10 protein-coding genes are annotated in these 13,448 nt (G+C 65.6%); 7 read left to right on the top strand and 3 right to left on the bottom strand.

Annotated elements, in window-relative coordinates; translation table 11 throughout:
- Window positions 1-129: 129 nt before the first annotated feature.
- On the bottom strand, window positions 130-3,240 hold the full coding sequence (locus CBW66_RS02960; protein ID WP_086138499.1) for an efflux RND transporter permease subunit: 3,111 nt from the start codon (window positions 3,238-3,240) through the stop codon (window positions 130-132).
- A 3-nt stretch (window positions 3,241-3,243) separates the two neighbouring features.
- Window positions 3,244-4,485 (bottom strand): efflux RND transporter periplasmic adaptor subunit, encoded by a 1,242-nt coding sequence (locus CBW66_RS02955; protein ID WP_086138498.1) that lies wholly within the window; start codon window positions 4,483-4,485, stop codon window positions 3,244-3,246.
- Window positions 4,486-4,876: 391 nt separating this feature from the next.
- Between CBW66_RS02955 and CBW66_RS02950 the strand changes: the two genes are divergently transcribed.
- Entirely contained in the window at window positions 4,877-7,408 is a 2,532-nt protein-coding gene (locus CBW66_RS02950; protein ID WP_086138525.1) for an EAL domain-containing protein, read from the top strand.
- On the opposite strand, the gene CBW66_RS02945 is transcribed toward CBW66_RS02950, so the two are convergent.
- Window positions 7,405-8,382: an endonuclease/exonuclease/phosphatase family protein gene (locus CBW66_RS02945; protein ID WP_086138497.1), complete on the bottom strand. Its 978-nt coding sequence runs from the start codon at window positions 8,380-8,382 to the stop codon at window positions 7,405-7,407. The two genes, CBW66_RS02950 and CBW66_RS02945, sit on opposite strands and share 4 nt — an antisense overlap.
- A gap of 37 nt (window positions 8,383-8,419) precedes the next feature.
- On the opposite strand from CBW66_RS02945, the gene ybaK reads away from it, so the two are divergent.
- The 6 genes from ybaK (at window position 8,420) to CBW66_RS02915 (ending at window position 13,427) form a co-directional block, all read left to right on the top strand.
- Window positions 8,420-8,911: a Cys-tRNA(Pro) deacylase gene (gene ybaK / locus CBW66_RS02940; protein WP_086138496.1), complete on the top strand. Its 492-nt coding sequence runs from the start codon at window positions 8,420-8,422 to the stop codon at window positions 8,909-8,911.
- Window positions 8,912-9,008: 97 nt separating this feature from the next.
- The gene (gene plsY, locus CBW66_RS02935) at window positions 9,009-9,653 is read left to right on the top strand and encodes a glycerol-3-phosphate 1-O-acyltransferase PlsY (protein WP_230492040.1); all 645 of its coding nucleotides are present in this window, start codon (window positions 9,009-9,011) and stop codon (window positions 9,651-9,653) included.
- Between the two features lie 90 nt (window positions 9,654-9,743).
- The gene (locus CBW66_RS02930) at window positions 9,744-10,409 is read left to right on the top strand and encodes a DsbA family oxidoreductase (protein ID WP_086138494.1); all 666 of its coding nucleotides are present in this window, start codon (window positions 9,744-9,746) and stop codon (window positions 10,407-10,409) included.
- A 70-nt stretch (window positions 10,410-10,479) separates the two neighbouring features.
- On the top strand, window positions 10,480-10,770 hold the full coding sequence (locus CBW66_RS02925; protein WP_086138493.1) for a DUF427 domain-containing protein: 291 nt from the start codon (window positions 10,480-10,482) through the stop codon (window positions 10,768-10,770).
- A gap of 39 nt (window positions 10,771-10,809) precedes the next feature.
- A complete protein-coding gene (locus tag CBW66_RS02920) occupies window positions 10,810-11,769 on the top strand; it encodes a DUF2157 domain-containing protein (RefSeq protein WP_086138492.1) in 960 nt (319 codons plus the stop codon).
- Window positions 11,766-13,427, top strand: coding sequence for a GDYXXLXY domain-containing protein (locus tag CBW66_RS02915; RefSeq protein WP_230492041.1), 1,662 nt, complete (start codon window positions 11,766-11,768; stop codon window positions 13,425-13,427). The genes CBW66_RS02920 and CBW66_RS02915 overlap by 4 nt, the downstream gene beginning before the upstream one ends.
- The last annotated feature ends 21 nt before the right edge of the window (window positions 13,428-13,448 follow it).

Genomic DNA, 13,448 nt, shown 5'->3' with positions numbered 1-13,448 from the left:
GTCACTCCATATCATTGATAACGGGGACAGTCTAGCCAGCGCAGCCGCTTTGGTCAACTGAAGCTCTCTTCAGGAAGCCGCCGCGTCGTCCCCGCCAATGCGGGGACGGTGAAGGCGAGCGGTAGAAACTTAATGGGCGGCGTCGGCATGTGCATCTGTGTGCGCATGCTCTCCGCCGCCGAAGAAGCGCGCGGCGCGCTTGCCCAGGCTGTCGAGATAGGTGTAGGCGACGGGCACCACCACCAGCGTCAAGAGCGTTGAGGTGATGACGCCGCCGATGACGGCGCGGCCCATCGGCGCCTGCGATTCGCCGCCGTCGCCCATGCCGATGGCCATCGGCAGCATGCCGAACACCATCGCCAGGGTCGTCATCAGGATGGGGCGCAGCCGCACTTGCCCCGCTTCCAGCAGCGCCTCGAACTGCCCCAGGCCTTCGCGCTGGCGCTGGTTGGTGAAGTCGACCAGCAGAATCGCATTCTTGGTGACCAGGCCCATGAGCATGATGAAGCCGATCACGGAGAAGATGTTCAGGGTGCTGCCCGTGATCAGCAGCGCGGCCAGCACGCCGATCAAGGACAGCGGCAGCGACACCATGATGGCGACCGGCTGCAAGAAGCTGCCGAACTGCGAGGCCAGCACCAGGTAGATGAAGATCACGGCGATCCCCAGCGCCATCATGGCGCCGCCCATGGTTTCGGCCATCTGCTGCGCATTGCCGGCCACGTCGAAGCGCACGCCGGGCGGCAGGTCGATGGACTTGATGGCTTTCTGCACGTCGGCGTCGACGTCGCCGGCGGGGCGGCCCTGCACGCCCGCATAGATGGCGACCCGGCGCTGCAAGGCCTGGCGTTTGAGCACTTGCGGGCTCGATGACGGCACGAAGTCGACCACCTGGCGCAGCGGGATCATGACGGGCTTGCCGTTCGCGTCCAGCTTGCTCGACGCGAGCGACAAATCGGCCAGGTCGGCCACCTTCTGGCGGCCCGATTTCGGCAGCTGCACGTTGACGTCGTAGTTTTGCCCGTCGGACGCCAGCCAGTGGCTGACCGTGTCGCCCGCCACGAACGGACGCAGGGCATTGCCGATCTGCTGCACCGACAAGCCCAGGTCGCTGGCCAGTTCGTTGTTGATCTTCACGGTGGTCGACGGATTGGCGCCTTCCTGGCTGTATTCCATGTCGGCCAGGCCCTTGATGTTGCGCATCTTGTCCATCAAGGTGTGCGCCACCGCATCGAGCTTGCCTTCATCCGTGCCGAGGATGGCGATGAAGATGGGGCGCTGGCCGACCGACAGGGTGATGCCGGCGATCGGCGCCAGGCGTTCGCGGATCAGCTTTTCCAGTTCCTGCTGCGAGCGGCGCTTGTGCGTCTTGATGTCCGTCAGCTTGAGGTTCACCTCGGCCGTGTTGCGCCCATCGGGCGTGCCGATATTGGCCACCAGGCTGTCGATTTCGGGAAATTCCTTCAGGGCCGTTTCGATCTGGCGCACTTTGCTGTCTGTGTAGTCGAGGCTGGAGCCGACGGGCGTCTTGAAGCGCAGGTTGACCCAGCCCTGGTCCGTCTCGGGGAACATCTCGCCGCCGATCATGGGCACGAGCATCAGGCTGCCCGCGAATAGAAACACGGCCGTGGTCAGGGTGGTCTTGCGCCAGCGCAGCGCCACTTTCAGCACCTTGCCGTACCAGACGTGCAGGCGATCGATGCCCGTCTCGATCCAGGCCATGAAGCGGCCCAGCCACGGCGCGTACTTGAAGCGGTCCTTGACGGGGTCGCGCCAGACGGACGACAGCATGGGGTCGAGGGTAAAACTGACGAACAGCGAGACGAGCACGGCGACGGCCACGGTGATGCCGAACTGCAGGAAGAAGCGGCCGATGATGCCGTCCATGAAGGCGACGGGCACGAACACGGCGACGATGGCAAACGTGGTGGCCATCACGGCCAGGCCGATTTCATTGGTGCCGTCGTTGGCCGCCTTGTAGTGGTTCTTGCCCATGCCCAGGTGGCGCACGATGTTTTCGCGCACCACGATGGCGTCGTCGATCAGCAGGCCGATGCACAGGGACAGCGCCATCAGGGTCAAAAAGTTCAGGGTAAAGCCGAACGCCTTCATGGCGATGAAGCTGGCCAGCACGGAGATCGGCAGGGTCAATCCCGTGATGATGGTCGAGCGCCACGAGTGCAGGAACAGGAAGACGATGACCATGGTCAGCACGGCGCCTTCGATGATGGTGCGCTTGACGTTATTGAGCTGGCTTTGCACGCGTTCCGACTCGTCGTCCAGCACGCGCAGCGTGATATCGGGCGGCAGCGTCTTTTGCAGGTCCGCCGCCACCTTCAGGATGCCGGTGCCCACTTCGACCACGTTGGCGTCCTGCACCTTGGTGATTTCCATCGTCACGGCCTGCTGGCCGTTCATGCGCGAAATCGACAGTTCTTCCTGCTCGCCGTCGACGACGGTGGCCACCTGGTCCAGATAGACGGGGCCGACGGCGCGGCGCGCGACGATGATCTTGCCGAACTCGCGCGCATCCTTGATCTTGCCTTCCACGCGCACCAGCTGCTCGGCCGCGCCATGGCTGATGGAGCCGGCCGGCAGATTGGTGTTCGTCGCCTGGATGGCGCGGATGACTTCATCGACGCCGATGCCCTGGGCATTGAGTTCGACCGGCTTCATGCTGATGAGGATCTGGCGCGCGCGCAGGCCGCGCAGCTTGACCTGGCCCACGCCGGCCACGCCCTGGAAGCGCTTGCTGATGATCTGCTCCGTCATGGTCGACAGCGCGCGCAGGTCATGCCCCGTCGACGTCAGCACGATGGTGGCGATGGGGCGCTCGTTGTCGCCTTCGGCACGGGCGATGAACGGGTCCTTGGCTTCCTTCGGGAAGCGCGGACGGACCAGCGCCACCTTGTCGCGCAAGTCTTGCATGGCCTTGTCCATGTTGGTCGACAGCTCGAATTCCAGGTAGACGCCGGCGCGTCCTTCCCACGAGTTGGCGCGGATGGTTTTGATGCCGCTGACGGTGTTGACGGCGTCCTCGATGGGGCGCGTGATGTCGTTTTCCACCGCTTCGGGCGAGGCGCCCGGGTAGTTCACTTCGATGGCGGCGAACGGGAACTGCACGCTGGGCATGCTCTCCACGCCCAGGCCCCGGTAGGAGAAGATGCCCAGCACCACCAGCGCCACCATGACCATGGTGGCGAAGACGGGGTTCTGGATACTGACTTTGGTCATCCACATGGCTTAATCCTTCCGTGCCAGCACGGCTGCCGGCGCGGCCGGGGCGGCGGGCGTAGCTGACGGTGCGGCGAAGGTCACGCCGTGGCCCGGTTTCACGCCATCGAGCTTGGCGACGATGACTTTTGCGCCCGGCACCAGGCCCGATTTGACCTCGGCATAGCCTTCATCGTCGTTGCGCAGTCCCAGCACGACGGGCTGGGCGACGACCTTGTTGCCCACCAGCGCATAGACCACGGGGCCCTGCTTTTCATTGCGCACGGCCGTCAGGGGTACCAGCGGCGCCACGGGCGAGCGCTCGGTGACGATGCTGCCCTTGGCGAACATGCCGCCGCGCAGCGCGCCATCGCCATTGTCGACGGCGATGTAGACGAGCATGGCGCGCGAGCCGCTCTCGGTGGTGGGGTTGATGCGCGTGACCTTGCCGGCGAAGTCGCGCGCGCCGAAGCCGTCGACCTTGAAGTGCACGTCCTGGCCCAGCTTGATGCGGGGAATCTCGGCGCTGGGCACGGGTGCTTCCAGGGTCAGCTGGGCCAGGTTGACGATGGTGTAGACGGGCATGTCGGGCGCAACTTTTTCGCCCGCCTGCAGGTGCCGCTTGCTGACGATGCCGGCCATCGGTGCGCGGATCACCGTGTCGGCCAGCGCGATGCGGGCGATGTCGACCATGGCGGCGGCGGACTTGACGTTGGCGCGCGCCAGGTCGACCGAGTTTTGCGTCGTGTCGTAGGCCGTCTGCGAAATGTATTTTTGCTTGAGCAGCGCCTGGCTGTTCGCTTCATTCTTGCTCGCCATCGACAATCGCGCCTGCGCTTCATCGAGCAGGGCTTGCTGCTGCGTCAGGCGGGCGCGCAGGTCGGCCGCGTCCAGGCGCACGAGGACTTGCCCGTTGGCTACTTGCTGGCCTTCCTGCAAGGTCGTTTCCTGGATCACGCCCGACACCTTGGCCTTGATGGTGGCCTGGGTCACGGGCGCCAGCGAGCCGGACAGGGGCAGACTGATGCTGAGGGCGCGGGCATCGATGGCGGCCACGTCGCCCTGCGCCAGTTCATGCACGGGCGTCTTTTCCTGCTCCTTCTTCTTGCTCGCTTGCTGTTCAGTAACTTTGGCTGCTTGCTGTTTCGATTGCATCACCGTCCAGCCGCCGCCTGCCAGGCCCAGCACGACGAGGATCAGCACGGGAGTGCGCCAGCGCCGGCGGCGCGTGGCGGCAAGGGGGGAGGCGGGGGGCAGGGTCTCGTTTTTCATAGGTTTTTTTTCAGGAGCGGCGCAGGGGTTTGGCGCCAGGTCTCGGTGCGGCCGGCCTGCGGCAGGCCGGGGGAATTCGGGTAGCGCATCACCGTGGCGGCCGCAGACAACACGCCTGCCGCTGCGGCCGTTCACGGCGATGCGCATGTTGCCACTTTAGGAAGATTCAAGTCCGGCCGCCATCGCCGTGCGACAGATTGCACAAAATCGGGGCTGGAATGCAAAAAACGGCGACCAAAGACCACCGCCAGCATGCGCGCCGTCCACGTCACGATGCTTGCGCCTTCTCAAGAAGCCGATTCGCCGGCGCGCAAGAATGGTTGGGATGGTTGCGCCACCGGACAGGCCATACGCCTGCCGGTTGCCGCGCGGCCGCGCCACGGGGGACCTGATGTCTGATCGGATTGCCGGAGCCTCCCCGTCGCCGGGCCGTTTGCTGGCCGCGGCCGCACCACAGGCGGGGCCGGCCGGCAAGGCGCTCGATTTGCTGTCCATCATCGTGGCCGCCGTCGAACAGGCGCCCGGCCTGGCCGTACGCGGCATCGACCGCGATGGCATCGTGCGCTACTGGAGCGCGGGTGCCGCGCGTCTGTACGGCATGGCGGCCGAGCTGGCGCTGGGCCAGCCGTGGGCCACGGTGGCCGCGGCGCTGCCGGCCGGCGCCGTGACCGAGGAAGTCGCCGGCGAACTGGCGGCCGTGTGGGAGAGCGGCAAGGCGCGCGGCTTGCGCCTGTGGAAGCTGGGCGGCGCCGGCGCCGCGCCGCGCTGCATCTGTTCCACCGTGTTTCCTGTCGTCCAGTCCGGAAGAGTGCGGCAAGTGGTGTGCATCGATCTCGACATCACGGCCAGCGGCCAGGATGGCGCCGCGCGGTGCGCCTTGTTGCTGATGGGGGATAATTTCCGCCAGCTGTACGACAAGTCCGCCGATGCCATTCTGCTGCTGCGCGACGAGCATATCGCCGACGCCAACCCGGCTGCCATTGCCCTGTTTCAATGTGAAGACCGGACACGCCTGCTGGGGCGCCGCCTCAGCGACTTTTCGCCCTTGCGCCAGCCCGATGGCGCATTGTCCTCGTTGCGCGGCACGCAGCTGGCGGCGCAGGCCCACGCCGACGGCAATTGCCGCTACGACTGGCGTTACCAGACGTGCACGGGCCAGCTGTTCTGGGGCGAAGTGCTGCTCACGTCCGTCACGCTCGACCATAGCTATCTGTTTTACGCCGTGATCCGCGATATTTCCTCGCGCAAATTGGCCGAGCGGGCCCTGTACCTGTCGGCGCAGGTGGTCGAGCATGCGCGCGAGGCCATCGTCGTGATGGACCCGCAGCAGCACGTCGTCAGCATGAATCCCGCGTACAGCGAGATCAGCGGCTACAGCCCGGACGAGATGCTGGGCAAACCCTTCGTCCCGCACGGCGTCGAGCCGGACGTGCCCGCGTTTTTCGACCACGTGTGGGACGAAGTCGATGCCAACGGTTACTGGCAAGGCGATATCGTCGGCCAGCGCAAGGCGGGCGGGCGCTATCCGGCCTGGCTGTCGCTGACGGCCATCCGCGACCCGCAGGGGCAATTGAGCAATTACCTGGCCATCCTCAGCGATATCAGCGAGCGCAAGAAAAACGAGGAGCACACGCGCCACCTGGCCGAGCATGATTTTCTCACCGACTTGCCGAACCGCGTGCTGCTGCTGGACCGGCTGTCGCTGGCCCTGGCGGCCGCGCGGCGCAAGCTGAGCATGCTGGCCATTTTGTACCTGGACCTCGACCATTTCAAGCACATCAACGACAGCATGGGCCACCACGTGGGCGACCTGCTGCTCAAGGAAGTGGCGCGGCGCCTGGTGCGCTGCGTGCGCGGCGTCGACACGGTCAGCCGGCATGGCGGCGACGAGTTCGTCATCATCCTGGCCGAGGTGGGCGGCATCGACCAGGTGGCCCACGTGGCGGCCAGCCTGTTGCATGCCGTCACGCAGCCCTATCAACTGGGCGAATACGAATTGCATGTGTCCACCTCGATCGGCGTGGCCGTCTTTCCCAGCGACGGCGACAGCATCGATAGCCTCGTGCATAACGCCGACATCGCCATGTACCACGCGAAAGAAAGCGGGCGTAACAATTTCCAGTTTTTCAATGCCGAGATGAATGCGCAAATCGTCGAGCGGGCCAGCCTGGAGCAAGGCTTGCGCGAAGCGCTGGGCCGCGACGAGTTCGTGCTCGAATTCCAGCCCGCGCTCGATGTCGCCAGCGGGCAAATCCTCGGCGCCGAGGCGCTGTTGCGCTGGCGCCACCCGCAACTGGGCGTGCTGCCGCCCGAGCGCTTCATTGCCGTGGCCGAGGAGTGCGGCTTGATGGTGTCGATCGGTAACTGGGTGCTGCGCCACGCCTGCCTGCGCGCGCGCGCCTGGCACGATGCGGGCCAGGCCTGGCGCGTGGCCGTGAATCTGTCGCCGGCGCAATGCCTGCACAATGACTTATTGCTCAGCGTGCAAGAGGCACTGGCCGTGTCGGGCTTGCCCCCCGCCTGCCTGGAACTGGAAGTGACGGAGTCCTTGCTGATGAAGGGCGGCGCGCGCCTGGCCGGCGTGCTGGCACAGCTGCGCGCGCTGGGCGCCAGGCTGGCCATCGACGATTTCGGCACCGGCTATTCGCGCCTGGCCAATCTGCGCCATTACCCGGTGGACAAACTCAAGATCGATCCTTCGTTCCTGCCTGCCGCGGCGGACGGCGCGGCAACCGAGTCCGACACGGCGGTCGCCGCCACCATCATCGCCATGGCGCGCGAGCTGCAATTGACGGTGATCGCCGAAGGCGTGGAAACGGCGCAGCAGCTGGCGTATCTGCGGGGGCAGGGCTGCCAGCAATACCAGGGGCGCTTTGCCAGCGCGCAAGTCGCGGGCAGTGCGCTGGCGAAGTTATTGAATTAGTGAATGTTTCCCCGCAGCTTGATGCGCGCCAGCACTTGGCCATGGTCGGAGGCATGCGGCAAGCCCAGCAGCAAATGGTCGTTGAGATACGTCACTTCCTGCAGCACGCCGATGGCGCGCGGCGAGGCGGGATGGAAATGCTCGGACACGAGGATATGGTCGATCGTCATATAGGCGCTGTCGTGGATATTCGTGTAGCCCACGTGGCGCAGGGCATCTTGGCGCAGCTGGATGGCGTTGGCGTCGTACAGGCGCGCGCGCATTTCCATGCCGGGTTCGCACGGCGCGCCCGCGCCCATGACGATGGAAGTGGTGACGGCATTGGCGATGTCGTTGAAGTCGCCCAGCACGATGCGGGGACGGCCGGTGTAGCCCAGCTCGCTTGCCAGCACGCGCAGGGCCACGGCTTCCGCGCCGCGCCGCTGCAGCGAGCGCAGGTTGGCCAGCGCATAGGCGGCCGCATCGTTGCCGTCGCCATGGCGGTAGTCGGGCCGGCGCGATTTCAAGTGCACGACGACCACATCGGTGAGTTGTCCTCCCGGCAAGATGACCTGGACATGCAGAGGCGCGCGGGCGAAGCGGCAGGCGTTGTCGTCGGCGGGCTGCCTGTCGGCGGACACGCTCATGCCGGCGGGAAAATCCGCCCAGGCCACACCGGCGCCCACCAGCGGCAAACGCGACACGAGCGCCACCGTGGGCAGCATGCGTCCGGCGCCATCGATCGCATCGTAGCCGGCCAAGGTGGCTGCGCGGTAGTGGCGCGTGCGCGACAGGACGTCGCGCAGGGCCGCTTGCGAGAAAATTTCCTGGAAACCGATCACGTCGGCGTCGAGCAGGTCGATCTGCCGCGCCGTCCACTCCGCCTTGGCCTCGTATTGCGCCGGGCTCAACGGTTCCAGGTTGTCATACAATTTCGCCCCGGCGGGAGCCAGGTTGCAGACATTGAATGTGGCAAAGCGGATTTCTTCCTGCATAATTAGCACTCCTCACTGAACGATCAGCGTATCACGCATGGCTAAAAAAGAGCATATTTCCGAAACCCAGGCGACGCAGCTGCTGCGCAAGCATCGAGTTTCCTTCGAAGAACACCCGTATCCGTATGAAGAGCACGGCGGCACCAGCGTCTCGGCGCGCGAGCTGGGCGTGCCGGAACATGCGGTGATCAAGACCCTGGTGATGCAGGACGAGGCGGCCAAGCCGCTGATCGTGCTCATGCATGGCGATTGCAAGGTGTCGACCAAGAACCTGGCGCGCGGCATCGGCTGCAAGTCCGTCGAGCCGTGCAAGCCCGAGGTGGCGCAGCGCCATTCCGGCTACATGATCGGCGGCACCTCGCCCTTCGGCACGAAAAAGACCATGCCCGTGTACGTGGAGCAATCGATCCTGGACTTGCCGCGCATTTACATCAATGGCGGGCGGCGCGGTTTCCTCATCTCGCTGGCGCCGCAGGTATTGCTCGACTTGCTCAAGGCCAAGCCAGTGCAGTGCGCGCTGCAAGATTAAGAAAACCAGACGCCGCCCTGTCCCTGGACTGGACGCTGGTGTATATTCTGCTGCGCCAGCCTCGACGCTGGTGTAATAAACACAATAAAGGGAAGAAATGAATCCAGTAATCACAACCGTGGCAATGACAGTGGCCGCTTACTTGCTCGGCTCGATATCGTTTGCCGTGGTGATGAGCAAAGTCTACGGCATTGCCGATCCGCGCACCTATGGCTCGAAAAATCCGGGCGCCACCAATGTGCTGCGCAGCGGTAACAAGGGCGCCGCCGTCATGACCTTGCTGGGCGACGGCGCCAAGGGCTGGCTGGCCGTGTTCCTGGCCGACCATTTTGCCAGCGCGCTGGGCGTGGGCGACACGGCCGTCGCGCTGGTGGCCATCGCCGTCTTCCTCGGCCATTTGTGGCCCGTGTTCTTCCGTTTCGTCGGCGGCAAGGGCGTGGCCACGGCCCTCGGTGTGCTGCTGGGCATTAATCCCTGGCTGGGCCTGGCGACTCTCGCTACCTGGCTGATCATCGCCTATGCCTTGCGTTATTCCTCGCTGGCGGCCTTGGTGGCGGCCCTGTTCGCGCCGTTCTACTATGGCTTGCTGTTCGGTGTCGATCCCATCTTGCTGGCGGTCATCGTCATGAGCGTGCTGCTGGCCTACCGCCACAGCCAGAACATCGCGAACTTGCTCTCTGGTAAAGAAAGCAAGATCGGCGGCAAGAAGGACGCGGCCAAGGCCGCCGTGAAGAAAAAGTAAGCGCTTGATTTCCCGCGGCCCGCACGCATATGCTGTGCTTGCGGCGCCGCGCGGTGCGGCCGCCACCGACTCGCGCAAAGGCTGCCCACCATGAGTTCTACTCCCGCCATACCCACTCCCATCCGTATCGACTTCGTTTCCGACGTTTCCTGCCCCTGGTGCGTGGTGGGCCTGAAATCGCTGGAACAGGCGCTGGACAAGCTGCAAGACACCGTCCGGGCCGAGATCCACTTCCAGCCTTTCGAACTGAACGCCAATATGCCGCCCGAGGGCGAGGATATCGGCGAACATATCGCCCGCAAATACGGCTCCTCCCCGGAACAGATGGCGCAGTCGCGCGAAGCGATCCGCGCGCGCGGCGAGCAACTGGGCTTTACCTTTGCCATGGACAAGCGCGGGCGCATCTACAACACGTTTGATGCCCACCGTCTGCTGCACTGGGCCGAACTGGAAGGACGCCAAAAGGCACTCAAGATGGCCCTGTTCGATGCTTACTTCACCCAAGGCCAGGATCCGTCGTCGCACGCCGTGCTGCTGAAAGTCGCGGGCGACGTGGGCCTGGACACCGTGAAAGCGGCCGACGTGCTGGCGTCCGGCGCCTATGCGGACGAGGTGCGTGCGCAGGAGCGCTTCTACCAGCAGAACGGCATCAATTCCGTGCCCGCCGTCATCATCAACGAGCGCCATCTGATTTCCGGCGGCCAGCCTCCCGAAGTGTTTGAGCAAGCCTTGCGCCAGATCATCGCCGGCGCCTGAACGGGGCGCCAATGGCGCGCGCCACGGCGGGAATTTTCGGCTACACTCGGCACAGAAGGAGGATAGTCAAATGCCAATAGCCAGCTGGAATGGCGCCGTCATCGCGCAAGCGACCGATGCGCAGGTGCAAGTCGTTGAAAACAATATATATTTTCCATTGTCGGCGGTGACGCAGGAGTATTTGCGTCCCAGCAGCCACACGAGCGTCTGCCCGTGGAAGGGCACGGCCAGCTATTACGACGTCGTCGTCGATGGCCAGGTCAATGCCAACGCGGCCTGGTATTACCCCCAGCCCAAGGATGCCGCCAAGCAAATTGCCGGCCACGTCGCCTTCTGGCGCGGCGTCAGCGTCGAGCGCTGACACTTTCTTCCCATACTAAAAATCAATAGAAAGCAGACGATGGATTTACGCCTCGCCGTGTACCAGCTCGCCTCGGCCCATGCGCTCGATGCCAAACAAACCCGGCAGTTGCAGGAAGCGGCCGGTTTCCAGCGCGAACCGGCGCGCCTGGCCTACTGGCTGCCGCGCGGCGTGGCCGTGCTGGGCGCCGCGCTGCTGGGCATGGGCCTGATCTGCTGGGTCGCCGCCAACTGGGAAGACTTCGGCCGCATGGGCCGCTTTGCCCTGCTGCAAGGCGTGTTTGCCGCCGCCTCCGTGGGCGCCTTCGCCGTGCCCAAGGCGCGCATACCGCTGCTGCTGATGGCCTTGCTGGCCATCGGCGGCCTGTTCGCGTATTTCGGCCAGACCTACCAGACGGGCGCCGATCCATGGCAGCTGTTCGCCCTGTGGGCCGTGCTGGCCTTGCCTCTGTGCCTGGTCGCGCGCAGCGACGTGCTGTGGACGCCGTGGATGCTGGTGCTGGCCACGGCCGCCGCCCTGTGGATGCAGGCGCATGCGCGCCACAGCTGGCGCATCGATTCGGCCGATCTGGGCATTTTCGTCAGCGGCTGGCTGGCCGTGCTGCTGGCCTGTGCGTTTGTCTCGCCCCTGCTGGCGCGCTGGACGGGCGCCGGTGTATGGGCCTTGCGCCTGGGTCTGGTGCTGGCCACAATCCTTATCACGGGCACGGCTGTCAGCGCCCTGTTCGGCAATGAGATCGAATCGCCGTACTGGGCCGGTCTCGGCTTGCTGGCCGTGGCCGCTGTCCTGCTGGCCACGCGCCGCTACTTCGACGTGTTCGGCCTGAGCGCCGTCGCGCTCGGTATCAATACCTTGCTGGTGGGAGGGCTGACGCATGTGCTGTTCAACGGCCATGGCGATGGCGTCGGCGCGCTGATCATGCTGGGCCTGGTCGCTGCCGTGCTGCTGGCGCTGACCGTGCAAGGCATTCTGTGGCGCACGCGCCAGGAGGCGGCATGAGCAAGATGAACACTCAGCGCGACGATGCGCTCGCCGTCCTGATCGACGACGCCACGCGCGCCGGCCTGTTGCCGCCCAACGCCAGCCGCCCCGTGCAGGATGTACGGCCGTGGCCGCTGGTGCTGATGACGGCCTTCGGCGCCTGGCTTGCCGCCATCCCCCTGATGATTGCGCTGGGCGTGGGCCTGGAAAGTGTCGTGCGCCACGGTCCCGGCGCGTATGTCGTGGCCGCCATCGTGCTGGCGGTGTCCGTGCTGTTGATCCGCACGCGCGGCGTGGCGCTGTTTGTCGAGCAGCTGGCCGTTCCCTGCCTGCTGGTGGGCGGCGGTTTGCTCGGCTACGCCTTGTACCGCGACTATTCCACGCAGACGGCGTCGCTGCTGCTGTGCCTGGCAACCCTGGTGGTGGCCGCCGCCTTGCCGCGCGACTGGCTGCGCGTGCTGCTGGGGCTGGTCGCCTGCGGCTTGCTGGGGCTGGGCATCGTCGATAGCACGCGCGACTGGATCTTCGACAACGATCCGACGCAATTGTATCTGGCGTGGATGCTGGCCCTGGCATGCTGGCTGGGCGCCCACTGGCTGCAGAAGCAGGCCTTCAACGATGGCCGCGGCGCGCGCATCGCCGCCTTCCTGGAATCGCTGTCGACGGGGTGGGTATTGGCAATCTTGCTGGGGCTGGTCTTCTGGTCCGGCATGACTTTCATGCTGGGCGGTGCCCTGGGCGGCGGCTTCGCGGGCGAAGTGGCGCGCGAAGTGAGCCGGCACCATGCCGGCGCCTGGTATGCGCAAGCCTTGAACGGCGTCTCGCTCGTGCTGGCCACGGCGGCCGCCGCCTGGACGGGCTGGCGCTGGCCGGCGCTGCGCCAGCTGCCCGCCATCGGCGTGGCGCTGGTGCTGATCGTGCTGGCGTGGTTCATGCCGGCGCTCGGCCCCGTGCTGCTGATCCTCGCGTATTGCGTGACGAGCGGGCGTACACGCGTGGCCGTCGCGGCCGCGCTGGCGGCGGCGTGGATCATCGGCAGTTTTTATTACCAGCTGGCCTGGCCGCTGGCCAGCAAGGCGGCGCTGCTGGCCGTGGCCGGCGCCGTGCTGTGCGCGCTGTCGTGGCTGGCCACGCGCGGCGCCGTGCTGCACCTGGTGGAAAGCAAGCCGGCGGGCATGGCGGCCGAACATCGCGCCGTGCGCCTGGGCGTGCTGGGCGGCTTGCTGCTGGTGTTGCTGGTCGCCAATGTCGGCATCTGGCAGAAAGAGCAGCTGATCGCCAAGGGCGAAGCGATCTTCGTGGCGCTGGAACCCGTCGATCCCCGCTCGCTGATGCAGGGCGATTACATGCGCCTCAATTTCGTCAACCTGGGCGTCCTCTCCACGTTGGCCAGCGTGGAGCGGGCGCCCGGCCGGCCCTTCGTGGTGGCCCGGCGCGATGCGCTCGGCGTGGCCGAACTGCTGCGCCCGTACACCAGCGAGGCGCTGGCGCCCGGCGAATTCCTGCTCGAGCTGACGCCGAAGGATGGCAACTGGGTGCTGGTCAGCGATGCCTGGTTCTTCAAGGAAGGCGAGGCCGCGCGCTGGGAAAAGGCCCGTTACGGCGAGTTCCGCGTGCTGCCCGATGGCCGCGCCTTGCTGGTGGGCATGCGTGGTCCGGCGCTGGAGAAGCTGTAGCGCAAAAAGAACACCGGGGCG

Origin of the sequence: Janthinobacterium sp. GW456P (assembly GCF_002127655.1) — a bacterium.
Taxonomy (GTDB): Bacteria; Pseudomonadota; Gammaproteobacteria; order Burkholderiales; family Burkholderiaceae_D; genus Janthinobacterium.
This window is presented reverse-complemented; position numbering and strand designations above follow the sequence as displayed.

What these genes read in the sequence shown, in the direction of transcription:
- CBW66_RS02960 (WP_086138499.1), bottom strand. Translation starts at nt 3,240, where the DNA reads ATGTGGATGACCAAAGTCAGTATCCAGAACCCCGTCTTCGCCACCATG.
- CBW66_RS02955 (WP_086138498.1), bottom strand. Translation starts at nt 4,485, where the DNA reads ATGAAAAACGAGACCCTGCCCCCCGCCTCCCCCCTTGCCGCCACGCGC.
- CBW66_RS02950 (WP_086138525.1), top strand. Translation starts at nt 4,877, where the DNA reads ATGTCTGATCGGATTGCCGGAGCCTCCCCGTCGCCGGGCCGTTTGCTG.
- CBW66_RS02945 (WP_086138497.1), bottom strand. Translation starts at nt 8,382, where the DNA reads ATGCAGGAAGAAATCCGCTTTGCCACATTCAATGTCTGCAACCTGGCT.
- ybaK (WP_086138496.1), top strand. Translation starts at nt 8,420, where the DNA reads ATGGCTAAAAAAGAGCATATTTCCGAAACCCAGGCGACGCAGCTGCTG.
- plsY (WP_230492040.1), top strand. Translation starts at nt 9,009, where the DNA reads ATGAATCCAGTAATCACAACCGTGGCAATGACAGTGGCCGCTTACTTG.
- CBW66_RS02930 (WP_086138494.1), top strand. Translation starts at nt 9,744, where the DNA reads ATGAGTTCTACTCCCGCCATACCCACTCCCATCCGTATCGACTTCGTT.
- CBW66_RS02925 (WP_086138493.1), top strand. Translation starts at nt 10,480, where the DNA reads ATGCCAATAGCCAGCTGGAATGGCGCCGTCATCGCGCAAGCGACCGAT.
- CBW66_RS02920 (WP_086138492.1), top strand. Translation starts at nt 10,810, where the DNA reads ATGGATTTACGCCTCGCCGTGTACCAGCTCGCCTCGGCCCATGCGCTC.
- CBW66_RS02915 (WP_230492041.1), top strand. Translation starts at nt 11,766, where the DNA reads ATGAGCAAGATGAACACTCAGCGCGACGATGCGCTCGCCGTCCTGATC.